The organism is Cupriavidus sp. H18C2 (assembly GCF_049393795.1).
GTDB classification, from domain to species: Bacteria; Pseudomonadota; Gammaproteobacteria; order Burkholderiales; family Burkholderiaceae; genus Cupriavidus; species Cupriavidus pauculus_C.
In genome coordinates this window covers 1-24463 of record NZ_CP186010.1, presented here as the reverse complement: position 1 = coordinate 24463, position 24463 = coordinate 1, and the positions used below count along the sequence as shown (strand labels likewise).

The window sequence follows — 24463 nt, the reverse complement described above, 5'->3', positions numbered from 1 at the left end:
GATTGGAGGTTAGGGACCGGGGGGTAAAAACGGGGTAGAGAGGGAGGGAGGGGGTGTAAAGGAGATATAAAAATGCGGGTGGGCTGGTGGGCTGGTGGGCTCGAAGGCTGGGGGGCTGGTAGCTGGTAGCTGGTAGCTGGTAGCTGGTGGTTGGGGGGCTGGTGGTTGGGGGCTGGTGGTTGGGGGCTGGTGGTTGGGGGCTGGTGGTTGGGGGCTGGGGGGCATCCGCCTGCCGCCGGGTTGCTCCCCTCTCCCGCCTGCGGGAGAGGGGGTTGGGGGTGAGGGCCGGCGGCTCAAGATGCGACAGTGGCAGTTTTGGACCGCTGGCCCTCACCCCCGGCCCCTCTCCCGCGCGCGGGAGAGGGGAGCAAACCAGCGGCCCAGGTTCACGCCGGCACAACAACCAACCAGAGGCCCGCACTACAACCACCCGCGACCCACCCTACAGTAACCCGCGGCCCACCCTACAACCACCCCGCCCGCCTCAGCTTGCTCCACAGCAGCCCGCAGGCCGTGGCGGTGACGCCGATGACCACCGGGTAGGCGTAGTGCCACTTGAGCTCGGGCATGAAGTCGAAGTTCATCCCGTACAACGAAAACACGACGGTGGGAATGGCCAGGATGGCGCCCCAGCCGGCCAGGCGCTTGACCACCTCGTTCTGCCCCACGGTCACCAGCGCCAGGTTGACCTGCACGGCCGTGGTCAGCATCTCGCGCACCACGTCCAGCGAGCGGACGATGCGGCTGCAGTGGTCCTCGATGTCGCGGAAGTAGGCGCGCAGTTCCTTGGGTACCAGGTCCTCGTGCAGGCGGATCAGCTGGCCGCACATGTCCTCCACCGGGTAGACGGCGTTGCGCAGGCGCAGGACCTGGTGCTTGACGTGGTAGAGCCGCTGGATGGCCTCGCGGTCGAATTCGTCGCGGAAGATGCCCTGCTCCAGCTGCTCGAAGGCGTCTTCCAGCCGGGTGACGATGGGCAGATAGTGGTCCACCACGAAGTCCATCAGCGCATAGAGCACGTAGCCGGGGCCGTTGGCCAGGCCCTGCGGGTCCTGCTCGCAGCGCTCGCGCACCGGCGCGTAGGTGGAGCTGGCCCCGTGCCGCACCGACACCACGTAGTTCGGGCCGACGAACAGGTGGGTCTCGCCGACCACCACTTCCTCGCCCACGAGCTGGGCGGTGTTCAGCACCACGAAGACCGAATCGCCGTAGGTTTCGAGCTTGGGCCGCTGGTGGGCGTCCAGCGCGTCCTCGACGGCCAGGTCGTGCAGCCCGAACGACTGCTGCACGCGGCGCAGCAGCGCCAGGTCCGGCTCGTGCAGGCCCAGCCAGACAAAGGTGCCGGGCTCGGCCAGCACCGGGCCGATGTCCGCGAAATCGACCTTGCCCAGCTTCTTGCCCTGGCGATAGGCCGCGCAGTTGACGATGGCGCCCATGGGTGCTCCGCTTCAAAAGATGCGCCATGCTAGCAAGCGCGCGCCGGGTGCGCGATAGGCGTTGCGCTGACAGCCCGATGCGCCCGGCGCGGCCGCCGGCGGACCGGTGCGCGGCCCGCGCGGCGCACCCGGCGCGGGCATATGGTCCGCATCGTCCACCCCCGGCCGGCGAACCAACATTTGTTACAGTTCCCCCGAAATCCGACGTTAGAATGTCCCATTTCCACGGTCACCCGGCTATGTCCCAGAAGAAATCGCCACGTTTCGAGCTGCGCAGTGGCAATGTCGACGCCCTCCTTCTCGCACTGCAGACCGCGGACATGGACGCGCTGCGGGACGATCTTCTCTCCCGCTTCGAATCGACCCCTGACTTCTTCTCCGACGATGTGGTGGCGCTGGACCTGCGCCGGCTGGACGGCGACGGCGCGCTGGCGCTGGACCGCGTGATCGACACGCTGGCCACGCTGAACGCCCGCGCCATCGGCGTGGTGGCCCGCGCCGACCAGCGCGCCTGGGCCGGCGGCTTCGGCCTGCCGCTGCTGGACAGCCAGAGCCGGCGCGGCGGCCGCGAGGAACCAGCGGCCCAGCCAGACGCCGCCGCTGCCAGCGAGGCCCCGGCCGATGGCGCCCCGGCCAGCGGCAGCACGCCGGTCAATGGCGCGGCGTCCGAGATTGCCGAGATCATGGCCGCCGCCAACGCCGCGGCCGCCACGCCGCGCGCCATCCCCACCCTGCTGATCGACAAGCCGCTGCGCTCGGGCCAGCAGGTCTACGCGCAGGGCGACGTGGTGATCCTGGACCTGGTGAGCTACGGCGCCGAGGTCATCGCCGAGGGCAACATCCATATCTATGCCCCGCTGCGCGGCCGCGCGCTGGCCGGGGTCAAGGGCAACCCGGACGCGCGCATCTTCTGCACGTGCCTGGAGCCCGAGCTGATTTCCATCGCCGGCATCTACCGGACCGCGGAGCAGACGCTCCCGCCCGACGTGCTCGGCAAGTCGGCCCAGGTGCGCCTGGCCGACGAGAAGCTGATTCTCGAACCGCTGCGGATGAAATGACCGCCGCGCCTGTCAGAACGAACCAGATCCACACATACCGGACCCAAGAGCCATGGCAAAAATCATCGTAGTGACCTCCGGCAAGGGGGGCGTTGGCAAGACCACCACCAGCGCGAGCTTCGCGGCCGGCCTGGCCCTGCGCGGCCACAAGACGGCCGTGATCGACTTCGACGTCGGCCTGCGCAACCTCGACCTGATCATGGGCTGCGAGCGCCGCGTGGTGTACGACCTGATCAACGTGGTGCAGGGCGAAGCCAACCTGAACCAGGCGCTGATCAAGGACAAGAAGTGCGAGAACCTGTTCATCCTGCCGGCCTCGCAGACGCGCGACAAGGAAGCGCTGACCCGCGACGGCGTGGAAAAGGTCATCAACGACCTGAAGGCCATGGATTTCGAGTACATCGTCTGCGATTCGCCGGCCGGCATCGAGACCGGCGCGCTGATGGCCATGTACTTTGCCGACGAGGCGCTGATCGTGACCAACCCCGAAGTGTCGTCGGTGCGCGACTCCGACCGCATCCTCGGCATCCTGGCGTCGAAGACCAAGCGCGCCAGCGAGGGCGATCCGATCAAGGAACATCTGCTCATCACGCGCTATAACCCCAAGCGGGTGCACGGCGGCGAGATGCTGTCGCTGACCGACATCCAGGAAATCCTGCGCATCAAGCTGATTGGCGTGGTGCCGGAATCGGAAGCCGTGCTGCATGCGTCGAACCAGGGCACGCCGGCCATCCACCTCGACGGCACCGACGTGGCCGACGCCTACGGCGACGTGGTGGACCGCTTCCTGGGCAAGGACAAGCCGCTGCGCTTCACGGACTACCAGAAGCCGGGACTGTTCTCGCGCATCTTCGGCAACAAGTAACGGAGGGCTCATCCACATGTCGATCCTGTCCTTCCTGCTGGGGGAGAAGAAGAAGTCCGCGTCGGTCGCCAAGGAGCGGCTGCAGATCATTCTCGCCCACGAGCGGTCCGGCCATTCGGCGCCGGCCGACTATCTGCCGGCCCTGCAGCGCGAGCTGGTGGCCGTCATTTCGAAATACGTGAAGATCAGCGACCAGGATCTGCGCGTGAGCCTGGAGCGCCAGGACAACCTGGAAGTGCTCGAGGTCAAGATCGAGATTCCGCAGGCCTGAGCCTGCCGTGCCCCGGTCATCGCGCGCCGATGACCGTTCCCTGATCCCGTTCGAGGGATAACCCTGCCCCACGTTCGTTGGGGTTTTTGCACCGCAGCAACCGCCCCGCGTGGCGGTTGCCACGCGTGCCGGCGTACGCCGCCATCCCCGCCCTCTTCTGGCCTGTTCCCGCCGATGCACCGCCGTGGCGCGTGCTGCCATGCACCATTTCGTCAGCCCTCAGGCATTGTGTAGCGGCAAACCAACGAATTTGCACCAAATGTCTTCTCGAAGCCTGCCTCGGCTTCGGATTTATGTCGGAACTATCCGCGTTTTGTTAAATTTTCGCGGCGTTTAGTGCAAACGTTATCCACAAAGCTGGACGCGCCGTGATCCGGGGCGATCCAACCACAAGACAGAAAAGGAGCACCATGAAGAAATCGCTACTGACCCTCGCCATTGGCTCGCTGTGCTGCGGCAGCGCCTTCGCCCAGACGTCGGTCACGCTGTACGGGATTGCCGACGTCAGCGTCCGCTGGACCAACCACGCCAACGCCGCCGGCAACAGCCAGGTTCAGATGACGGACGGCGCCGTGACGCAAAGCCGTTGGGGCCTGAAGGGTTCGGAGGCCCTGGGCAACAACCTGAAGGCCATCTTCCAGCTGGAAGGCGGCTACAGCCTGGACAACGGCACGATGAACTCGTCGGGCCAGATCTTCAACCGTCAGGCATACGTCGGCCTGGCCGGTGACTTCGGCGCCATCAAGCTGGGCCGCCAGTACACCGAGGGCTTCAACCTGTTCGGCGACTTCGACCCGCTGACCATCGGCAACTACACCGCCAACGCCTGGCCGTTCTTCCTGACGCAGTTCCGTCAGAACAACGTCGTCAGCTACTCGGGTTCGTTCGCGGGCCTGAACGTCGGCGCCAGCTACGGCTTCGGCGAGCAGCCGGGCAGCCAGACGAAGAACCAGTACTGGGGCACCCGTGCCGCGTACGACATCGGACCGTTCGGCATCGGCGCCGTGTACCAGGAAATCAAGGACATCAACAGCAACAAGCAGCAGATGTGGGGCGTGGCCGGCAAGTACGGCATCGGCCCGGCCAAGCTGTTCCTGGGCTACGTTGGTGGCCGCGACAGCACCGGCGTGATCGACAACAGCTTCCTGAACCAGGCTGCCATCGTGTCGACCCCGGCTGCCCGCACGGCCATCGCCGCCGGCGCTGCCAGCAACCCGCGCAAGGACACGCTGGGCTACGTGGGCGTGACGTACAACGTCACCCCGGCCCTGGCCGTGACCGGCGTGTTCTATGCCGATCGCGTCGAGAACAAGAACGGCGTCAGCGGCAACGACGGCAACCGCTACACCGGCGTGCTGCTGGCCGAGTACTCGCTGTCCAAGCGCACCCAGGTCTACGGCACGGTCGACTACAACAAGCTGACCAAGGGCGTGGCGACCGAACTGCCGGGCAACGGCACCCAGATGGGCGTGGCCGCAGGTATCCGCCACATCTTCTGATCGCCGCTTCATCGGCTGTTTGGGGAAAGGCACCTTCGGGTGCCTTTTTTTCTTGGCGCGGGCGCCGGCGCGGCCGGAATGCCGGCGGCGGGCCGCTGGTCCTCCAGCAGTTCCAGCCGGTAGCCGTGGGTGTAGACCGGCACCACGCGCACGCCGTTCTCGTCCCACAGGCCGAGCTTGTTGCGCACGCGCGAGATGTGGGTGTCGATGGTGCGCGACATCGGCGAGAACTCGCGGCCCCAGACCGCCGTCACCATGTGCTCGCGCGGCACCACCCGGTTGGCGTTGCGGAACATCAGCAGCGCAAGGTCGAATTCCTTGGGCGTCAGCGGCACCGTCACGCCGTTGCGAGCGGTCTGGCGCGTGACGAGGTCGAACGTGTAGCGGCCCCAGCCCAGCCGGTCGTCGTCGCGCTGGCGCGTGTCCGGGTAGACCCGCCGCAGCAGCGCGTGGATGCGGGCGGACAGCTCCACGGCGCGGATCGGCTTGGCCATGTAGTCGTCCGCGCCGGCCGCCAGCGCCGCCGCGATCTCGGCCTCGCCGTTGCGCCGGGCCACGAACATCACGGGCAGGCGCGGGTCCAGGTGGGCGCGCGCCCAGTTGTGGACCTCCAGCCCGCTCACGTGCGGCGCGTCCCATTCCAGCAGCAGCAGGTCGAAGGCCACCTTGCGCAACGTCAGCAGCATCCGCCGGCCATCGGCAAAGGTCACGCATTCGTGCCCGGCGCCGGTGACAACGGCGCGGATCATGGCCGCCTGCGCGGCGTCGCTCTCCAGCGAGGCGACCCTGAGTCCTGTTCTTGTCATGCATCGTCGCGCCGTGCCGGGCGCGCAGGTAATGTGTCCAGCGCTCATTAGATGCCGAGACGCGCACAAACCCTATAAGACGATGCTCAAAATTAGATCCGCCACAAATGTTTACTTCGTCCGCAACGGGGCGCGGCCTACCATGGGCCGCACCCGAAGACTGAGCAAGGAACGGAAGGAACGACCGTGAAGATCGCCGCGCTTGAAGACAATCCGGCCCGCATCCTGGTGCTGCAGCGCGCCCTGGAGCGGGGCGGGCACTACCTGACGCGCTTTCGCGGCGCGCCGCCGCTGGTGTCCGCCATCCGCCGCCAACCGTTCGACATGCTGCTGCTGGACCGCGACGTGGCCGACGTCGATGCCGAGGCGTTGCTGGACTGGGTCCGACGCACGCTCGGACATGGCCTGCCGGTGATGATGCTGGGCGCCAGCGACGCCGAGGCCGACATCGCGCGCTGCCTGATGGCCGGCGCCGACGCCTACGTGCCGCAGCCGGTGCGCGACGGCGAGCTGCTGGCCCGCATCGAGGCGCTGGCCCGTCGCGCGGCCGCCGCGCCGATGCGGCCCGTGCCGGCACCGGCCGCCGCCGCGCTGGACAACGTGCCGGACCAGATCATCTGCGGCGAATACCGCTTCTCAGTGCCCGAGCGGCAGGTGTGGGTCAAGGGCGCGCCGGTGACGCTGTCGCCCAAGGAGTATGCATTGGCGCTTTTACTATTCCGGAACATCGGCACGCTGATCTCGCGCCGCACGATGATCGACAAGGTCTGGCACGGCGCGCCGATGCGCGAGCAGGCGCGCACCATCGACAGCCACCTGTCGCGCGTGCGCACCAAGCTGTCGCTCTGGCCGTTCAACGGGGTGATGCTGCGCACGGTCTACCGGTTGGGCAGCCGGCTGGACGTGGCCTGAGCCACGCCGGCCATGCGGGCGGGCGGGCGGTCGGTCAGGGGGTCAGTCGGCCTTGATGCCGGCTTCCTTGACGATGCGGGCGTTTTCCTGCGATTCGGCGCGGATGGCCGCGGCGAACTGCCTGGCCGAGCCGCCGGTGGGCACTTCGCCGCCGCGCATCAGGCGGTCGCGCACCTCGGGCTCGGCCAGCGCCTTGTTCAGCTCGGCGTTGAGCCGGTCGACGATAGCGGCCGGCGTCTTGCCGGGCGCGAAGACGCCGAACGTCGACGTCAGGTTGGCCTTCGGGTAGCCGAGTTCGTCGAACGTCGGCACGTTGGGCAGGCTGTCCAGCCGCTTGGGCGCGCCCACGGCGATGGCGCGCAGCCGGCCGGCCTGCATGTGCTGGGTCAGCATCGGGCTGGCGTTGGTGCTCATGGCCTCGAACTGGCCGCCCAGCGCGTCGTTGAGCTGCTGGCCGGCGCCCTTGTACGGAATCAGCGTGATGTCGGCCTGCGACTTGGCGCGAATCTGCTCCAGCATCACGTGGCCGACCGTGCCCAGGCCCGACGTGGCCCAGCGTACCGAGCCCGGCTTGGCCTTCGACTGGGCGATCAGGTCCTGGAACGTCTTGCCCGTGAAGCTGGACGTGGCCACCACCAGCACCGGCGAATACATGACGCTCATCACGGGCGCCACATCGCGCTGGGGGTCGTAGTTGACGTGGCCGACGTGGGGGTTGAGCGTGAGCGGGCTGGTCGACGCGAAGCCGAGCGTGTAGCCGTCCGGCGCGGCCTTGGCCACGGCGTCGATGCCGATGCTGCCGCCGGCGCCGACCTTGTTCTCCACCACGACCGAGGTGCCCATCTGGGCCGACAGCTTCTCGCCCAACGCGCGTGCCACGGCATCGCTGATGCCGCCCGTGGGATAGGCCACGATCATGCGGATCGGCCGGCTCGGGTAGTTGTCGGCGGCGAACGCGGGGGCGGTGGAAATCAGTGCGACGGCCACGCAGGCGGCGCGCAGCGGCAGGAGGCGGAAATCGGCCATGGTCGGGCTTCGAATGGGGATGAACGGGGGAGAGACGCGCGCTATCTTAGCCGATCGGCCTCTGCGGCCGGCCGCCGCGCGCGGCTATCGCACCAGCGGATGCTCGGGCACCCAGGAGACGAACAGCTCGTTGGCGCGGTCGTAGAGCCGCCACGCGGTGCCGCACTCGCGGCAGGTGAACGCCATCATGCTGAACGGCACCCCGGCCGCGCTCTGGCTGACCAGCGGCGCCGTGTTGCGCAGCGCCAGGCACGCATGCGGCTCGCGCCGGCGCGGATCGTCGGCCAGGGCCAGGCAGTGGGCGCAGGCGCGACGGGCGGGCACGGGGGGTGTGGCGGCGGAGGACGGGGGCACGGCGGACTTCATGACCGAGATGATGCCGCAAAACCGATGCCAGGGTATGCGCCGTGGCCGCCGCTGTGGTTTCCGCGCTGGTTTCTCCCCTCCCCCCGCGATGCGGGCGGAGGGAAGCCAGCCGTCGGCGCTGCCCCGTCAGGCCGCCTTGGCCCGCTCCCGCAGGTCTGGCAGGAATACCGCCAGCAGGCCCAGCAGCGGCAGGAAGGCGCAGAACTGGTAGACGGCCTCGATACCGTGCACGTCGGCCAGCTTGCCCAGCACCGCGGCACCGATGCCGCCCATGCCGAACGCAAAGCCGAAGAACAGGCCGGAGACCATGCCCACCTTGCCCGGGATCAGCTCCTGCGCAAAGACCAGGATGGCCGAGAACGCCGACGCCAGGATGAAGCCGATGATCACGGTCAGCACGGCCGTCCAGAACAGGTTGGCGTGCGGCAGCATCAGCGTGAACGGCGCCACGCCCAGGATCGACGCCCAGATCACGCGCTTGCGGCCGATGCGGTCGCCAATCGGGCCGCCCAGGATGGTGCCGGCCGCCACCGCGAACAGGAACAGGAACAGGTAGACCTGCGAGGTCTGGCGCTGGAGCCCGAACTTCTCCATCAGGTAGAACGTGTAGTACGTGTTCAGGCTGGCCATGTAGAAGTACTTGGAGAAGATCAGCAGCAGCAGCACCGTGATGGCGCGCACCACCGTGGACGTGGGCAGGCGGCTCGCCGCCACGCCGGCCGTCTTCTTCCTGGCGGCGCGCTCGGCCAGGTGCCGGCCGTACCAGCCGCCAATCTGCCACAGCACGGCGATGGCCAGCAGCGCGGCCAGCGAGAACCACGCCACGCTGCCCTGCGTATGGACGATCCACGCTGCCAGCAGCGGCCCCATGGCGCTGCCGCCGTTGCCGCCCACCTGGAAGATCGACTGCGCCAGCCCGTGCTGACCGCCGGACGCCAGCCGCGCCACGCGCGACGATTCCGGATGAAAGATCGACGATCCCGTCCCGACCAGCGCGGCGGCCACCAGCAGCACGCCATAGGTGGGCGCCACTGACAGCAGCAGCAGCCCGGCCAGCGTGAAGCCCATGCCGATGGCCAGCGAATGGGGTTTCGGATGCTTGTCCGTGTACAGGCCGACGATGGGCTGCAGCAGCGAGGCGGTGATCTGGTACGTCAGCGTCAGCAGGCCGATCTGCGTGAAGCTGAGGTTGAAGCCGCCCTTGAGCATCGGATAGATGGCCAGGATCAGCGACTGGATCATGTCGTTGAGGAAGTGCGCGAAGCTGATCGCGTACAGCACGCGGAAGCGCGTGCCTTCCTCGCGTTGCGCCGGGGTGGCGGATTGGACGGTTGTGCTCATGGTCGGGGGGCGCATTGGCCGAGGGCTCTTCGGAATTCCGTCCCGGCGGGCTCGTACGGCCTTCTGGACGTTTGGTGATGCTAATTGGCAAATCGGCGCCTGTCCTGCGAGAATGAGGCCGCAACCTTGGAGAAAAGGACATGCCCGGTGCCCAGCGCCCTCCTCCCGGCCGCGCGGCCGGCCGCCCGACGGTGCCGTGGGTGGATCACGACCCGCCCGGCAGCAAACCCCTGCCCGCCGACGCCCCGACCGACCCCGCCATGGCGGGCCGCGCCGACACCTACGCCGACCATCCCGCGTACCTGCGCTACGACCGCAGCCCGATGCCGGTCACGGCCATGGCGGCCGACTACGTGCCCGGCCACGTCACCAAGCCGCACCAGCATCCCCACGCCCAGCTGATCCATGCGATGCATGGCGTGATGGTCGTCTCCACGGCCGAAGGCCAGTGGACCGTGCCGCCCACGCGCGGCATGTGGATGCCCGGCGGCACCGTGCACTGGATCCGCATGGTCGGCCGCGTGCAGATGCGCACGGCCTATATCCGACCCGATGCGGCGCCGGACCTGCCCACCGGCTGCACCGTGCTTGGCATCTCGCCGCTGCTGCGCGAGCTGATCCTGGCCGCCATCGACATTCCGCCGCACTACGACGCCGACTCGCGCGACGGCCGGCTGATGCGGCTGCTGCTGGACGAGGTGAAGCTGGTGCCCACGCTGCCGCTGCACCTGCCCCGCCCGGCCGACGCCGCCCTGCGCAGCATCTGCGACCAGATCGTCGACACCCCGGACAGCGCGCTGACGCTGGCCGACTGGGGCGCGCGGCTGGGCGTGGACCCGAAGACGATCCAGCGGCGCTTTGCCAGGGAAACGGGGATGACCTTCGGCCAGTGGCGCCAGCAGGCGCGGCTGCTGGCCGCGCTGGAACGGCTGGCGGCCGGCGACAAGGTGCTGGATGTGGCGCTGGAGATGGGCTACGACAGCCCCAGCGCGTTTGCGACAATGTTCCGGCGGCAGTTTGGCGTGCCGCCGAGCGCTTTCTTCCGCTAGGCCGGCCGGGTCGGCTCGGTCGGCTAAGACAGCGCTCAGTCGGCCAGGTACCGCTCGACCAGGCGCGTCCAGTACGCGGCGCCGACGGTCAGGTTGTCGTCGTTGAAGTCGTAGCCTGCGTTGTGCAGCAACGGCTGGTTGGCGCCGTTGCCCATCCGCACGAAGCAGCCGGGCCGCTGCTGCAGGAAGTACGCAAAGTCCTCGCTGCCGGCGATGCGGTGGAAATTGCCGATGGCGCGCTCGGGGCCCACCAGTTCCTCGGCCACCTGCCGGGCGAACTCGGTCTCGGCCTCGCTGTTGACCAGCACCGGATAGCCACGCACGTAGTCGATCTCGGCCGTGGCGCCGTACCCTTCGGCGTGCGACGTCACCAGTTGGCGGATGCGCGCCTCCATCGACGCCCGCACCTCGGCGCTGAACGATCGCACGCTCACTTCCATGCGCGCGCTGTCCGGAATCACGTTCGGGGCATGGCCCGCGTGCAGCGTGCCGATGGTGACCACGGCCGTCTCGTTGGGGTCCACGTTGCGCGCCACGATGGACTGCAGCGCCATCACCAGGCTGCCGGCCACGAGGATCGGGTCGATCGACTGGTGCGGCCGCGCGGCATGGCCGCCCTTGCCCTTGATCGTGATGGCGACGGTGTCGCAGGCGGCCATGAACGGGCCGCTGCGGAACATGAAGGTACCGGCTTCGACACCCGGATGGTTATGCAGGCCGAAGATGGCGTCGCACGGAAAGCGTTCGAACAGGCCGTCGGCCAGCATCCGCTCGGCGCCGCCACCGGCGCCGATTTCCTCGGCCGGCTGGAAGATCAGGTGGACCGTGCCGTTGAAATGCCGCGTGCGGGCCAGCTGGCGCGCCGCGCCCAGCAGCACCGCGGTGTGGCCGTCGTGGCCGCAGGCGTGCATCTTGCCTTCGTTGACGCTGGCGTACGGCAGGCCGGAGCGTTCGTGGATCGGCAGCGCGTCCATGTCGGCGCGGATGCCGACACTGCGTTTGCCGCTGCCGGACCGCAGGGTCGCCACCACGCCGGTGCCGCCCACCCCGCGCGTCACCGTGAAGCCCCACCCTTCCAGCTTGCTGGCGACAAGCTCGGCGGTACGGACTTCGTTGAACGCAAGTTCGGGATGCTGGTGGATGCTGCGGCGGATGTCCTGCAGTTCGTCACGCGAGTCGAGCGTGTCGTGAACGGTGCAGTAGGAGCGCGTGGGGGCGTCCTTGGCGAGGCTGACCGATACGGTCTTCAGTATCGATTCGATTTCGGGGGCGTGTTCAGACATGGCATTGCTCTTATCTGGCAGACATGTATGAACAGTATTTCACGCAGGCTCCAGAGGGAAAACCCCGAATGCGTATTTCGTGCGAAAGCGCCCCATATGGGCCCAAAACCGTTGCCCTAATCGTACGCTTTGTTTGCAAACGCGACGCTTTGCAAGACTATGTTTCAGCGGGGAACCCCGTGGGGCCCCGCATTTTTCACATCGCAGAATCTAGCGTTCGCCGTAGGCCACCACGGCCTGCGACTGCTCGCCCAGGCCCTCGATGCCCAGGCGCATGACATCACCGGCCTTCAGGTAGCGCGGCGGCTTGAAGCCCATGCCCACGCCGGGCGGCGTGCCGGTGGCGATCAGGTCGCCGGGTTCCAGCGTCATGAAGCGGCTGACATAGCTGACGATGGTGGCCACGTCGAACACCATCGTGGCCGTGCTGCCCTTCTGCATGCGCTCGCCATTGACGTCGAGCCACATGCCCAGCTGCTGCGCGTCGGGCACCTCGTCGCGCGTCACCAGCCACGGGCCGACCGGGCAGAACGTGTCGCAGCCCTTGCCCTTGTCCCACGTGCCGCCGCGCTCAAGCTGGAATTCGCGTTCCGACACGTCGTTGACCACGCAGTAGCCGGCCACGTGTTCCAGCGCCTGGGCCTTCGACACATTGCGCGCCGTCGTGCCAATCACCACGCCCAGTTCCACCTCCCAGTCCGACTTCTGCGATTCGAACGGCAGCATCACCGCGTCGTTGGGCCCGTTCAGCGACGTATTGGCCTTCAGGAACACGATGGGCTCGGCCGGCAGCGGCATGCCCGCCTCGGCCGCATGGTCGGCGTAGTTCAGGCCGATGGCGATGATCTTGCCGATGCCGGTCCAGGGCACGCCGTGGCGCTCGCCGTCCAACACCGGCAGCGTGGCCGGGTCGATGGCGGCCAGCCTGGCCAGCGCCGCCGGCGCCAGTTCGGCGGGGCCGATATTGCCGATCACGCCAGACAGGTCGCGCACGCGGCCGTCACGGTCTACCAGGCCCGGGCGCTCGGCGCCGGGCTTTCCTACGCGGACAAGTTTCATGGTGTCTCCTCGGATAAACGTCAGCGCCGCGAGCTTGTCTGCCAGCGCGCGGCGTTGCCCGGCGCGGTTTCGGCGCGGGCCCAGCGGGTAATCAGGGGGCGGTTCAGCGCGTACCCAGCAGCGCCTCGATCTTCGCCACGAGCTGCTTGTCGTCGGGCTTGACCATGCTGTTGTAGCTGCCGACGACCTGGCCCTTGCGGTCGATCAGGTACTTGTAGAAGTTCCATTTCGGCGCGGTACCGGTTTCCTTGGCCAGCATGATGTACATCGGATTGGCCTCGTCGCCGCGCACGTGGGACTTGCCCAGCATCGGAAACTTGACGCCGTAGGTGTTGTAGCAGAAGTCGGAGATTTCCTTGGCCGAGCCGGGCTCCTGCGAGAAATCGTTCGACGGGAAGCCCAGCACCACCAGCCCGCGGTCGCGGTACTTGGCGTAAAGCTGCTCCAGCCCCTCGTACTGCGGCGTGAAACCGCAGTAGCTGGCCGTGTTGACGACCAGCACGACCTTGCCGGCGTACTGGCACAGGTTCTGCGGTGCCTCGTCCTGCAGGCGCGGAAAGCGGAAGTTCAACGCGGCGGGGCAGCTACCGGCCGCCTGCGTCGCCACCGGCGACGCGGACTTGTCGGCGGCACGGGCCGGCGGCGGCAGCAGCGCGGCCACGGCGGCCAGCCCCAGGGCGCCCAGCAGCGCGGCACGCTGGCGCGCGGGCTGCTTCCGATCCCTGTTCACTGCGGCGGCCGGGGTGGATTGGCGAGACATGGATTCAGGCTCCGATTTTCCGTTAGGTGGCAGGCAAGTCTACGCCTCCGGCCCTGCCGCGTCATGACGCGGGGCCGCAGCGCGGTGCTTCAATCCATATGGATCTTGGCCGCGTGCTCGGTCACGCTGCTGCGCAGTTCCAGGTCCGGCATGCGGCGGACGATCACGAGCGCCACGATGGCGGCCACGGCGCCGGCCGCAAAGATCAGGTGGAAGCCGGACTCGACGCCGCCGGCCAGCACCTGGTGCACGGCCGGCGACAGGTGGGCCATCGCCTCGCTGCCATGGCGCAGCGAGCCAAGGTCGAGCGGCTGGGTCACGCCCGAGCGCGCCAGCGCATCGCGGAACTCCATGGCCAGCAGCGTACCGGCAAGCGCGCCGCCGAGCGCGCTGCCCAGCGACCGGATCACCAGCAGGGCGCCCGTGCCGGCGCCCATGTCGCGGCGCTCCAGCGCGTTCTGGACCGTGATCAGCGTGCCGACCATCGCCATGCCCAGCCCGATGCCGGCAATCGTCATCGCCAGCAGCACCAGCGCGGTGGGCACCGCGGCGGTCACCGTCGCCAGCGACACCAGCCCGACCGACGCCGCCACGTAGCCACCCGTCAGGATCTCGCGCATGCGGCCCAGGCGGGGGGCCAGCCAGGCGACCACGAAGTTGCCGGCCACCGTGGACAGCAGGAACGGCACCACGAGCAGGCCCGACATCGACGCATCGGCATCGCGCACGAGCTGGAAATGCAGCGGCAGGGCGAAGATGCACAGGAAGATGTTCAGCGCGGCCAGCGCCGACGCGCCCACGCCCATCACGTACGCCCGGTTGGCAAACAGGCGCGGCGGCAGCATCGGATCGGGCGCGCGGCGTTCCTGCCAGGCCAGCAGCGCCACGGCCACCACGGTCACCAGCAGCAGGCCGGCCATTTCCAGCGAGATCCAGTCGAAGGCTTCGCCGGCCCAGCTCATCGCCAGCAGGAAGGCAACGATGGCCACCGCCAGCAGGCTGGCGCCCAGCCAGTCCACCTGCGGGCGGCCGCCGCGCGGGCGCAGATTGGCCAGCCCGCGGTAGCACATCGCCATCGCCAGCAGGCCCAGCGGCACGTTGATCCAGAACAGCCAGCGCCACGACATGTGGTCTGACACCCAGCCGCCGACCAGCGGCCCGGCAATCGACGAAACGGCCCATACCGTGGCCAGGTAGCCCTGGTAGCGGCCTCGCTGGCGGGGCGCCACCACATCGGCAATGGCCGCCTGCGCCAGCGACATCAGCCCGCCGCCGCCCACGCCCTGCAGCGCGCGGAACAGGATCAGTTGCGTGAGGCTCTGCGCCAGCGCGCAGGCCACGGACGCGGCGATGAACAGCGTGATCGCCAGCATCAGCAGGCGGCGGCGCCCGAAACTGTCGGACAGCTTGCCGTACAGCGGCGTGGTCACCGTCGACACGATCAGGTAGGCCGTGACGATCCACGACAGGTGGCTGAAGCCGTTCAGGTCGTTGGCGATGGCCGGCACGGCCGGGATCACGACGGTCTGGTCGAGCGCGGCCAGCAGGATGCAGAGCACGATGCCGCCGATCACGCGCATGATCGCGGCGTGGTCGTGGACGGGCGCGGCGGCGTCCAGGGCGGCTGACTGGGAAGAAGAGGGCGGAGACATGCGGTGACGAGGGAGGGGCTGGCGGACCCGCCGGCTGACGCCGGCTCGGACGATCCGGCCGCGTGACATCGACGCAGCCTTATTCAGCAACCGCATAATTATATGCATGCTCAGCATTTGGCGCTGAGGATGTATCTGCCGCCTGGGGCGGCACACCGCGTACGGGTGCCGTGCCCGTCACGCACGATGCGCGGCGGGCACGGCTTCCGATCTTGGGTAGGGCTGGGTGGGACGTCGGGAACAGGCGTGCGCCGTCAGCGCGCGCCGCCAGTGATGTAGTGCTCGAGTTGCTCGATGGTGAAGCGCTGCTCGCTGATGATGTCGTTCACGAGGTCACCGATCGACAGCATGCCGAGCAGCGAATCGCTGTCCATCACCGGCAGGTGGCGCAGGCGGTGGCGGGTCATCAGCGCCATGCAGTCGTCGGTCGTCTGGTCGGCGCGCACGTAGATCACGGCCGTGGTCATGATCTCCTTGACCAGCGTTTCGCGCGACGTACGTTGCATCAGAATCACTTTTCGCGCGTAATCGCGCTCGCTCAGGATGCCGACGATCTTGTCGTGCTCCATCACCAGCAGCGCCCCGATGCCCTTTTCGGCCATCAACTGCAGCGCCGCGTACACCGTCGCCGAGGGCGGGATGCTGTAGATAGCGTGGCTTGCCTTGTTTTCCAGAACCTGCCGTGCGGTCTTCATGTCACCGACTCCTTGTTGCCGTTTTGGAAACAGTTGCTGGCTGGCGTGGTTCGATCAGCGGTGCTGCGCGCGCCGCGCGCCCCCCGGGGCCGGCCAGCGTCTAACCAGATTAGCAAAGGATCGGCGCGGCTCACAGGGTGACTTTCACGAATCTTGGCGCCCGGCGTTCGCTGGCGCCCGCCCGTGGCGCCAGCACGCGCCGCCCTGCAACTCAGGCGCGCGCGCCCGGCAGCGCCACCAGCCGGGGCCGCCGGAGCCACTGGCGCGCCAGCCGCGCGAGGTCCGGCGGCAGGTCGGCATCGGCGCTGGCGTGGAACAGCAGCGTCTGACGGCCCTTGGGACAGCGGGTGGCGACGAACGCGATATCGTCAGCCAGTCCCATGTCGAGCATCGTGTCGGCCGCGTCGAAGATCAGCGTGTGGACGGCCCGCAGGTCGAGGCTGGCGGCATCGAGGTGGTCGAGCATCCGGCCCGGTGTGCCGACAACGATATGCGCGCCATGGATCAGGCTGTCGATCTGTGGCCGCATCGACGTGCCGGCCGACAGCACGGCCACCTTGACCTGTCCGGCCACGCGCACGAGGTCGCGGATGCGCTGCGCGACGGCCTCGGCACGGTCGCGCGTGGGGCAGAGCACCACGGTCTGGACGTCGAAGCGCTGCGGATCGAGCCGGTGGAGCAGGGCGACTGCCAGCATCGTCACGCTGCCCGCGCCGGGCCGGACCTGGACGACGAGGTCGTGGCCGGTCAACGCCAGGGGCAGGGCCACCGCCTGCAGCGGCGACATCGCAATGTGGCCAAGCTGCGCGAGCGCGTCGAGCCACATCGGCTCCAGCGGCAGCGCCGAGAACCGTTCGCGCCCGGGCCGGGCACGGAGGGCAGGGGGCTCGCGGACGCTCATGGCTGGCGGGTTGGCAGGAGCTTGCGCGTCAGGCGGCGGCCCGGTTGGCGGGCTTTTTGGCCGGGGCTTTCTTGGCGGCGGGTTTCTTCGTGGCCGCCTTCTTGGCCGGGGCCGTCTTCGCCGCCGCCTCGGCAGTCTTCGACACCGGCACCTTTACGGGCACGGTTTCCGTCGGCGTCCAGCCCAGCCTGGCCAACAGCGCACCGGCGGCGGCCGGCGCCCGTTCCTTGGCGCCGTTGATGAAGAAGAGGTACACCGCCTTAGGCTTGAGCCTGGCGCCGGGCGCGTCTTCCACACGCGGAAGATCGGTCGGGGCCGAACCCTTCGCCCACTGCCCGACGCGCTGGGCCCACTGGTCGAGATCAGCATCCTTGTACCCCGTGGCGACGGACGCCTCGGCGTTCAGCAGCCGCGCGTAGACAAAATCGGTCGTCAGGTCGGCAAACGACGGAAACTTCGGCGAATCGGTGAAGACCGTTGCGGCCTTGTACTTACGCGCAAGCTTCAGAAATTCATCACACATGAAACTGTCGTGACGCACTTCCAGCACATGGCGCAACGTCACGCCTTCGACCGAATCTGGCAGCAGGGTCAGGAATGCCTCGAAGTCGTCGGGCACGAACTGCTTGGTCGGCGCGAACTGCCAGACCACGGGGCCCAGCTTGTGCCGCAACTCGGCGATGCCGCTGTCGATAAACCGGTGAATCGAATCGGCGCCCTCGGCCAGCACGCGCCGGTTCGTGGCAAAACGCGACGCCTTCACCGAGAACACAAAGTCGTCGGGCGTGGCATCGCGCCAGTTCGCGAACGACGTCCGCTTCTGCGTGCCGTGATAGGTGCAGTTGATCTCGATGGCCGTCAGGTGCCGGCTCGCGTATTCCAGTTCGCGCGCCTGCGGCAGGCCGGCCGGATAGAAGTTGTCGCGCCACGGCGCAAAATTCCAGCCACCAATACCGATGTGGATATTTGTCGCTATCTTCGCTGGCTTGCGCGCTGCCATGGCCGGATCTCCCCATCTGGGAACAGACAATGGGGAAAGTCTAGCTGGATTTGGGGCACGAAGCTGTCAGCAGGACGGCCAACCGAGGGAGCGTGACGCCGGCGCAGCCCGCCGTCAGCCTTCCGCGCCCGGCGCCGGGTACTTGCGCGCATTCATCGCCATCTTGGCCCGGACGGCGGCATCGAGGTCGACCCCGAGCGCCGTGACAAGCTGCGTCAGGTAGATCGTGATGTCGGCCAGCTCCTGCTCCACATGCGCGCGCTCGTCGGTCGACATGACACCCCGCGATTCCTCCTCGGTCTGCCACTGGAATATCTCCACCAGCTCCGCCACCTCGACACTGAGCGCCATCGCCAGATTCTTCGGACTGTGATACTTGCCCCAGCCACGCGCCTCGCCAAAGTCGAACGCGGCTTGCTGGAGATTTTTCAGGTCGATGAGGGGCATGGGGACAGCGGCGGGTGGGCGGGAAAGTGGGGATTCTTGCATGGATCACAGGCGCCGCAGAGTGATGCAATCGGCGCTGGAAAGAAAAATCCCGGCCGGGGCCGGGATTTGGGGTCAGGCGGGAGCGACCCCCTCAAACATCAATATTCCGCGCCACCAGCGCGTTTGACTCGATGAAGTTGCGGCGCGGTTCCACTTCGTCGCCCATCAGCGTCGTGAAGATCTGGTCGGCGGCGATGGCATCTTCGATCTGGACCCGCAGCAGACGGCGCTGCGTCACGTCCAACGTGGTTTCGAAGAGCTGCTCGGGGTTCATTTCGCCCAGGCCCTTGTAGCGCTGGCGCGAGACGCCGCGTTCGGCCTCGGTCAGCAGCCATTGCATGGCCTGATGGAAGTCCGCCACGGTCTGTTCACGCATCTTTTCGCCTTCGCCGCGGCGTACCTTGGTGCCGTCCGGGATCAGGCCCTGGAACGTGGTGGCGGCGCGGGCCAGCGCGGCGTAGTCGGCGCCGTGGACGAAATCGGCGTCCAGGTGCGACAGCCGCACGTTGCCGTGATGGCGGCGCGCGATCATCAGGCGGTGCTTGTCGGTTTTCTCGTCGAACTGCGCGTAGACGTCGGCCGTGCCGTCGTCGTTCACGGCGGCGCCGATCAGCGTCTTGGCGTGCATCTCGGCCAGCTTGGCCTTGAGCGCCACGGCCGATGCCTCGGCGGCGGCCGCGCTGTCCAGGTCCAGCACCACGCCGTCGGCGATGGCGCGCAGCGCCTCGACGTCGACGATGCGCGACAGCCGGCCGATCACGCCTTCGGTCAGCTGGTACTGGCGGGCCAGCTCGCCCAGCGCGTCACCGGCGATCTCGCTGCCGTCCGGACGCACCAGGCCGGCCTTTTCCATCGCCAGCTTCAGCATGTAGGCGTTCAGCTCGTTGTCGTCCTTGATGTAGCGCTCTTCCTTGCCATGCTTGATCTTGTACAGCGGCGGCTGCGCGATGTAGACGTAGCCGCGCTCGATGATGTCGGGCATCTGGCGGTAGAAGAACGTCAGCAGCAGCGTGCGGATGTGCGAGCCGTCCACGTCCGCATCGGTCATGATGATGATGCGGTGGTAGCGCAGCTTGTCGAGGTTGTAGTCTTCCTTGCCGATGCCGGTGCCCAGCGCCGTGATCAGCGTCAGCACTTCCTGGCTCGACAGCATCTTGTCGAAGCGGGCGCGCTCCACGTTCAGGATCTTGCCCTTGAGCGGCAGGATTGCCTGGAACTTGCGGTCGCGGCCCTGCTTGGCCGACCCGCCTGCGGAGTCGCCCTCCACCAGGAACAGCTCGGACTGCGCCGGATCCTTTTCCTGGCAGTCGGCCAGCTTGCCGGGCAGGCCCATGCCGTCCATCACGCCCTTGCGGCGCGTCATCTCGCGGGCCTTGCGGGCGGCCTCGCGGGCGCGCGCGGCGTCGACGATCTTGCCGCAGATGATCTTGGCGTCGTTCGGCGTTTCCAGCAGGAAGTCCGTCAGCGCCTTGCTGACCAGTTCCTCCACGGGCAGCCGCACCTCGGACGACACCAGCTTGTCCTTGGTCTGCGAGCTGAACTTCGGCTCGGGCACCTTGACCGACAGCACGCAGGCCAGGCCCTCGCGCATGTCGTCGCCGCTGGTTTCCACCTTGGCCTTCTTGGCGATCTCGTTTTCTTCGATGTACTTGTTGATCACGCGCGTCATCGCCGCGCGCAGGCCGGTCAGGTGGGTGCCGCCGTCGCGCTGCGGGATGTTGTTCGTGAAACAGAGCACCTGCTCGTTGTAGCCGTCGTTCCACTGCATGGCCACTTCCACGGCGATGCCGTCCTTCTCGGCGTTCGCGTAGAAGATGGTCGGGTGCAGCACGGTCTTGGCGCGGTTGATGTATTCGACAAAGCCCTTCACGCCGCCCGAGAACGCGAAATCCTCTTCCTTGCCCGTGCGCTGGTCCACCAGCTTGATGTGCACGCCATTGTTCAGGAACGACAGCTCGCGGATGCGCTTGGACAGCACCTCGTAGTGGAACTCCACGTTCGTGAAGATTTCCTCGTCGGCCAGGAAGTGGACCTCGGTGCCGCGCTTGTCGGTGGCGCCGACGATCTTCATCGGCGACACTTCCACGGGCTGGCCGTCCGGGCCGGTCACGGTTTCGACGATGCGGTTCTGGACCTCGCCCTTGGCGAATTCGATCAGGTTGACCTGGCCGTCGCGGCGCACGGTCAGGCGCAGCCATTTGGACAGCGCGTTCACGCACGACACGCCCACGCCATGCAGGCCGCCGGACACCTTGTAGCTGTTCTGGTTGAACTTGCCGCCGGCGTGCAGCTCGGTCATGGCGATTTCCGCCGCGCTGCGCTTGGGCTCGTGCTTGTCGTCGAACTTCACGGCCGGCGGGATGCCGCGGCCGTTGTCCACGATCGAGATCGAGTTGTCGCTATGGATCGTGACCAGGATCTCGGTGCAATAGCCGGCCAGCGCCTCGTCGATCGAGTTGTCCAGCACCTCGAACACCAGGTGATGCAGGCCGGTGCCGTCCGACGTATCGCCGATGTACATGCCGGGACGCTTGCGCACCGCTTCCAGGCCTTCCAGGATCTGGATCGAAGAGGCGCCGTAAGTGTTTTCCTGCTGCGGTTTCTGCTGATCGGTCATGTTTTCCTACTCACGATACTCACTGCAAAAGCGGCCATGGCCGGACCTGCGCCAGGGGCGGCGGGTGCGGCCGGTCCGCGTCTTGCGGGTTACTTAAAAACGGCAAAAGGGGCGGATCCCGTGGATCCGGCCCCTGCTGCGGAGTGTGCCCGATTGTGTATGGATGGCGACTCGGTGCGGGCCATCAAATGCGCATCGGCATCACGACGTACTTGAAGTTGTCGTCTTCCGGCACGGTAATCAGCGCACTCGAATTGGAGTCGCCGAGGCTGACCTGCACCTGCTCGCTCTTCAGGTTGGCAAGCACGTCGAGCAGGTAGGTCACGTTAAAGCCGATATCGAGCGCATCGCCCGAATAATCGAGTTCCAGCTCTTCCTGCGCCTCTTCCTGGTCGGCGTTGGTCGAGCTGATCTTCAGCACATGGGTGTCGAGGATGCAGCGCACCCCCTTAAACTTGTCCGTGGTCAGGATCGCCGTCCGCTGCAGCGCCTGCTGCAGCTGCACGCGGTCGATCGCGAACGCATTCTTGTAGCCCTTGGGGATCACGCGCTGGAAGTCCGGGAACTTGCCTTCCACGAGCTTGCTGATCAGTTCCACGTTGGCGAACGTGAACTTGATCTGGTTCGCGGCAAGCTGCACCTGCACAGGATCGTCGTTGTCCTCCAGCAGGCGCTGCAGTTCCAGGATGGTCTTGCGCGGGATGATCACTTCCTGGCGCGAGCCGACGCCGGCCGCCTCGTTTTCCAGTTCCACGCCGCAGTAGGCCAGGCGGTGGCCGTCGGTTGCCACGGCCATGACCTTCTTGCCGTCCACCACCAGCAGCATGCCGTTCAGGTAGTAGCGGATGTCCTGCTGCGCCATCGCAAAGTGGACCATCGCCAGCAGGTGCTTGAACGTCTTCTGCGGCAGGCTCACGCTCGCGTTGAACTCGGCGGCCTCGGCAACGGTCGGGAATTCCTCGGCGGCCAGCGTCTGCAGCGCGAAGCGGCTCTTGCCCGATTGCACGGTCATGCGCTTGTCGTTCAGCGACAGCGCCACGTCGCCGTCGGGCATCGCGCGCAGGATGTCCAGCAGCTTGCGCGCGGCCACGGTGGTGGCCACGTCGTCGCTGCCGACGCCGCATTCGGCATGGGTGGTGATCTGGATCTCGATGTCGGTCGAGAGGAAGGACACGTTCGAGCCGGACTTGCGAATCAGCAGGTTGGCCAGGATCGGGAGGGTGTGGCGGCGCTCCACGATGCCGCTCACGATTTGCAGCGGACGCAGCAGATTGTCTCGCGAGGTTTTGACCAATTGCATTGAATTTATCCTTCGTCGTTTGTCGTCGGCGACCGCGGAATCGGGTGAAAACGCGCGATATCCAAAATCACTTTGGAATCAACGAGTTAATGCCGGATTGTACCAAGGATAAGCCGCTGCGGTGAAGCGGGGCGAATCCGGCGCTGCGCCGGGTTGTGCACAAAATGCCACGCCCGGCCGACAATCGGCGCCAACTCGTCCCGACTCACCGCAAAGCCTTATCTGAGGCCGGAATCCCGCGATACAACAGTTGTTCAGACGCCCGTTTGCCGCCGGGCGCGCACCCAGTAGTATGCCAGCCCGGCAAGGCCGGCCGCCAAAAAAGCCGGTCAGCCCTTGAGCGTCTGTTCCAGCACGTGCAGTTCGTGGTTCAACTGCGCGTCCTTGCCGCGTTCGTCGGCAATCTTGCGCACCGCGTGCAGCACCGTGGTGTGGTCCCGGCCGCCAAACAGCTCGCCGATCTCGGGCAGGCTCTTCTGCGTCAGTTCCTTGGCCAGGTACATCGCGATCTGGCGCGGCCGCGCGATATTGGCGGGCCGCTTCTTCGAATACATGTCCGCCACCTTGATGTTGTAGAAATCGGCGCAGGTCTTCTGGATGTTTTCCACGGAGATCTGGCGGTTCTGCACGGTCAGCAGGTCCTTCAGCGCCTCGCGCGTGACCTCGATCGTGATGTCCTTGCCGTGGAAGTTCGAGAACGCCAGGATCTTGCGCAGCGCCCCTTCCAGCTCGCGGACGTTCGAGCGCAGGTGCTTGGCCACGAAGAAGGCAACTTCCTCGGGCACGCTCACGTTCTCGGCCGCGGCCTTCTTCATCAGGATGGCCACGCGCATTTCCAGCTCGGGCGGCTCGATCGCCACGGTCAGGCCCGAATCGAAGCGCGAGATCAGCCGGTCGTCGATGCCGGTGATTTCCTTCGGGTACGTATCGCTGGTGATGATGACCTGCGCCCGGTTGGCGATCAGCGCCTCGAACGCGTAGAAGAACTCTTCCTGCGTGCGGTTCTTGCCGGAGAAGAACTGGATGTCGTCGATCAGCAGCAGGTCCAGCGAGTGGTAGTAGCGCTTGAATTCGTCGAACGCCTTGCGCTGGTACGCCTTGACCACGTCGGACACGTACTGCTCCGCGTGGATGTAGCGGATGCGCGCGCGCGGGTTCTCCATCAGCATGAAATTGCCGATGGCGTGGATCAGGTGGGTCTTGCCGAGGCCCACGCCGCCGTAGAGGTAGAGCGGGTTGTAGGACTTGCCGGGATTGTTGGCCACCTGGATGGCCGCGGCGCGGGCCAGCTGGTTGGCCTTGCCGGTCACGAAGTTGTCGAACGTCAGGATCGGGTTCAGGCGCGAGCGCTCGTGCACCGTGTCGTTCGGCTGGGCGCCGGCCGCGGCGGGCTGCTGCTGCGGCACGCGGTACGAGCGCGCGCTGGCCTCGGCGGCGTCCATCTGGGCCACGTCGATGTCGCCCATGTCCTGCATCGGCGCGCCGGCGCCGCCCTGGAGCGGATGGCCGGTGGGCGCGGCGCCGCGATGCGGCATGCCGCCCGGTGCGCCGTGGTGCGATGGATGCGAGGGGTAGGGCGCCTGCCCGCCGGGCACGCCGTAGCCGGGCTGGGCGCCACTGGCATGGCTGTCATGGCCGGGATAGCCGCCCGCCTGGGACGGCGCCGGCTGCGACGCACCCGGGCCGAAGCCCTGGCCCGGCATGCCGGCCGATGCCGCGCCCGGGGCGCCCGGATAGCCCGCCGCGCCCGTACCCATTGCAGCGTGGGCCATGCCGTTGTCCTGCCCCTGCTGCATCGCCTGCTGCGTATAGGTGGCCGCACGGCCCGACGCGGCGGGATCCAGGACAAAGTGAACGCTAACCTGCGTTTCCCAGTATTCGCAAGCGAGCGCGGTGATGCGGCCCGAGAACTGGCTCTTGACCCAGTCGAGCTTGAAGCGGTTGGGCGCGGCAATCCGCAGCGCATGCGCTTCCTCGTCGAAGGCGACGGGCGCCAACGGCTTGATCCAGGTTTTGAATTGTTGGGGCGTCAGTTCGCGCTCGAGTTGCGCGGCTGCCGCCTGCCAGAAATCTTGCAT

At 67.2% G+C, this 24463-nt stretch carries 22 protein-coding genes; 6 read left to right on the top strand and 16 right to left on the bottom strand.

What is annotated here, in order from left to right; translation table 11 throughout:
* Positions 1–464: 464 nt before the first annotated feature.
* Positions 465–1436, bottom strand: coding sequence for a magnesium and cobalt transport protein CorA (locus EPAKOI_RS00110; RefSeq protein WP_124682775.1), 972 nt, complete (start codon positions 1434–1436; stop codon positions 465–467).
* A 239-nt stretch (positions 1437–1675) separates the two neighbouring features.
* Between EPAKOI_RS00110 and minC the strand changes: the two genes are divergently transcribed.
* From minC to EPAKOI_RS00090, 4 genes are all read left to right on the top strand, one after another.
* Complete coding sequence (gene minC, locus EPAKOI_RS00105) at positions 1676–2494, top strand: septum site-determining protein MinC (protein ID WP_313837446.1); 819 nt, start codon at positions 1676–1678, stop codon at positions 2492–2494.
* 52 nt (positions 2495–2546) lie between these two features.
* Positions 2547–3359 (top strand): septum site-determining protein MinD, encoded by an 813-nt coding sequence (gene minD / locus EPAKOI_RS00100; protein ID WP_124682777.1) that lies wholly within the window; start codon positions 2547–2549, stop codon positions 3357–3359.
* 16 nt (positions 3360–3375) lie between these two features.
* Positions 3376–3630 carry a cell division topological specificity factor MinE gene (gene minE, locus EPAKOI_RS00095; protein ID WP_008645119.1) on the top strand — a complete coding sequence of 85 codons (255 nt, stop codon included), beginning with the start codon at positions 3376–3378 and terminating at the stop codon, positions 3628–3630.
* 410 nt (positions 3631–4040) lie between these two features.
* A complete protein-coding gene (locus EPAKOI_RS00090; RefSeq protein ID WP_124682779.1) occupies positions 4041–5129 on the top strand; it encodes a porin in 1089 nt (362 codons plus the stop codon).
* Between the two features lie 8 nt (positions 5130–5137).
* Here EPAKOI_RS00090 and EPAKOI_RS00085 read toward each other — a convergent pair whose 3' ends face one another.
* Positions 5138–5935 (bottom strand): response regulator transcription factor, encoded by a 798-nt coding sequence (locus EPAKOI_RS00085; RefSeq protein ID WP_124682780.1) that lies wholly within the window; start codon positions 5933–5935, stop codon positions 5138–5140.
* A 186-nt stretch (positions 5936–6121) separates the two neighbouring features.
* On the opposite strand from EPAKOI_RS00085, the gene EPAKOI_RS00080 reads away from it, so the two are divergent.
* A complete protein-coding gene (locus EPAKOI_RS00080) occupies positions 6122–6847 on the top strand; it encodes a response regulator transcription factor (RefSeq protein WP_124682781.1) in 726 nt (241 codons plus the stop codon).
* A 42-nt stretch (positions 6848–6889) separates the two neighbouring features.
* Here the strand turns inward: EPAKOI_RS00080 and EPAKOI_RS00075 are convergent, their stop codons facing one another.
* From EPAKOI_RS00075 to EPAKOI_RS00065, 3 genes are all read right to left on the bottom strand, one after another.
* Positions 6890–7873 carry a Bug family tripartite tricarboxylate transporter substrate binding protein gene (locus EPAKOI_RS00075; protein WP_423192667.1) on the bottom strand — a complete coding sequence of 328 codons (984 nt, stop codon included), beginning with the start codon at positions 7871–7873 and terminating at the stop codon, positions 6890–6892.
* An 84-nt stretch (positions 7874–7957) separates the two neighbouring features.
* Positions 7958–8239: a hypothetical protein gene (locus EPAKOI_RS00070; protein WP_313837437.1), complete on the bottom strand. Its 282-nt coding sequence runs from the start codon at positions 8237–8239 to the stop codon at positions 7958–7960.
* Positions 8240–8365: 126 nt separating this feature from the next.
* On the bottom strand, positions 8366–9580 hold the full coding sequence (locus tag EPAKOI_RS00065; protein WP_124682784.1) for an MFS transporter: 1215 nt from the start codon (positions 9578–9580) through the stop codon (positions 8366–8368).
* Positions 9581–9810: 230 nt separating this feature from the next.
* Between EPAKOI_RS00065 and EPAKOI_RS00060 the strand changes: the two genes are divergently transcribed.
* The gene (locus EPAKOI_RS00060) at positions 9811–10629 is read left to right on the top strand and encodes an AraC family transcriptional regulator (RefSeq protein WP_124685001.1); all 819 of its coding nucleotides are present in this window, start codon (positions 9811–9813) and stop codon (positions 10627–10629) included.
* A 35-nt stretch (positions 10630–10664) separates the two neighbouring features.
* Here the strand turns inward: EPAKOI_RS00060 and EPAKOI_RS00055 are convergent, their stop codons facing one another.
* The 11 genes from EPAKOI_RS00055 to dnaA form a co-directional block, all read right to left on the bottom strand.
* Entirely contained in the window at positions 10665–11912 is a 1248-nt protein-coding gene (locus EPAKOI_RS00055) for a M20 aminoacylase family protein (RefSeq protein ID WP_124682785.1), read from the bottom strand.
* Positions 11913–12122: 210 nt separating this feature from the next.
* Positions 12123–12971: a fumarylacetoacetate hydrolase family protein gene (locus EPAKOI_RS00050; RefSeq protein ID WP_423192666.1), complete on the bottom strand. Its 849-nt coding sequence runs from the start codon at positions 12969–12971 to the stop codon at positions 12123–12125.
* 103 nt (positions 12972–13074) lie between these two features.
* Positions 13075–13731, bottom strand: coding sequence for a glutathione peroxidase (locus tag EPAKOI_RS00045; protein WP_423192665.1), 657 nt, complete (start codon positions 13729–13731; stop codon positions 13075–13077).
* Between the two features lie 89 nt (positions 13732–13820).
* Positions 13821–15383 (bottom strand): MDR family MFS transporter, encoded by a 1563-nt coding sequence (locus EPAKOI_RS00040; RefSeq protein WP_423192664.1) that lies wholly within the window; start codon positions 15381–15383, stop codon positions 13821–13823.
* A gap of 254 nt (positions 15384–15637) precedes the next feature.
* Complete coding sequence (locus EPAKOI_RS00035) at positions 15638–16078, bottom strand: CBS domain-containing protein (RefSeq protein WP_124682787.1); 441 nt, start codon at positions 16076–16078, stop codon at positions 15638–15640.
* Between the two features lie 211 nt (positions 16079–16289).
* Positions 16290–16979, bottom strand: coding sequence for a DEAD/DEAH box helicase (locus tag EPAKOI_RS00030; protein ID WP_124682788.1), 690 nt, complete (start codon positions 16977–16979; stop codon positions 16290–16292).
* A gap of 28 nt (positions 16980–17007) precedes the next feature.
* Positions 17008–17979, bottom strand: a complete 972-nt coding sequence (locus EPAKOI_RS00025; RefSeq protein WP_423192663.1) for a DUF72 domain-containing protein — start codon at positions 17977–17979, stop codon at positions 17008–17010.
* Positions 17980–18093: 114 nt separating this feature from the next.
* Positions 18094–18426 (bottom strand): nucleotide pyrophosphohydrolase, encoded by a 333-nt coding sequence (locus EPAKOI_RS00020; protein WP_124682790.1) that lies wholly within the window; start codon positions 18424–18426, stop codon positions 18094–18096.
* A gap of 133 nt (positions 18427–18559) precedes the next feature.
* Entirely contained in the window at positions 18560–21085 is a 2526-nt protein-coding gene (gene gyrB / locus EPAKOI_RS00015) for a DNA topoisomerase (ATP-hydrolyzing) subunit B (RefSeq protein WP_124682791.1), read from the bottom strand.
* A gap of 184 nt (positions 21086–21269) precedes the next feature.
* Positions 21270–22385 carry a DNA polymerase III subunit beta gene (gene dnaN, locus EPAKOI_RS00010; RefSeq protein WP_124682792.1) on the bottom strand — a complete coding sequence of 372 codons (1116 nt, stop codon included), beginning with the start codon at positions 22383–22385 and terminating at the stop codon, positions 21270–21272.
* Between the two features lie 329 nt (positions 22386–22714).
* Entirely contained in the window at positions 22715–24463 is a 1749-nt protein-coding gene (dnaA, locus tag EPAKOI_RS00005; protein WP_423192662.1) for a chromosomal replication initiator protein DnaA, read from the bottom strand.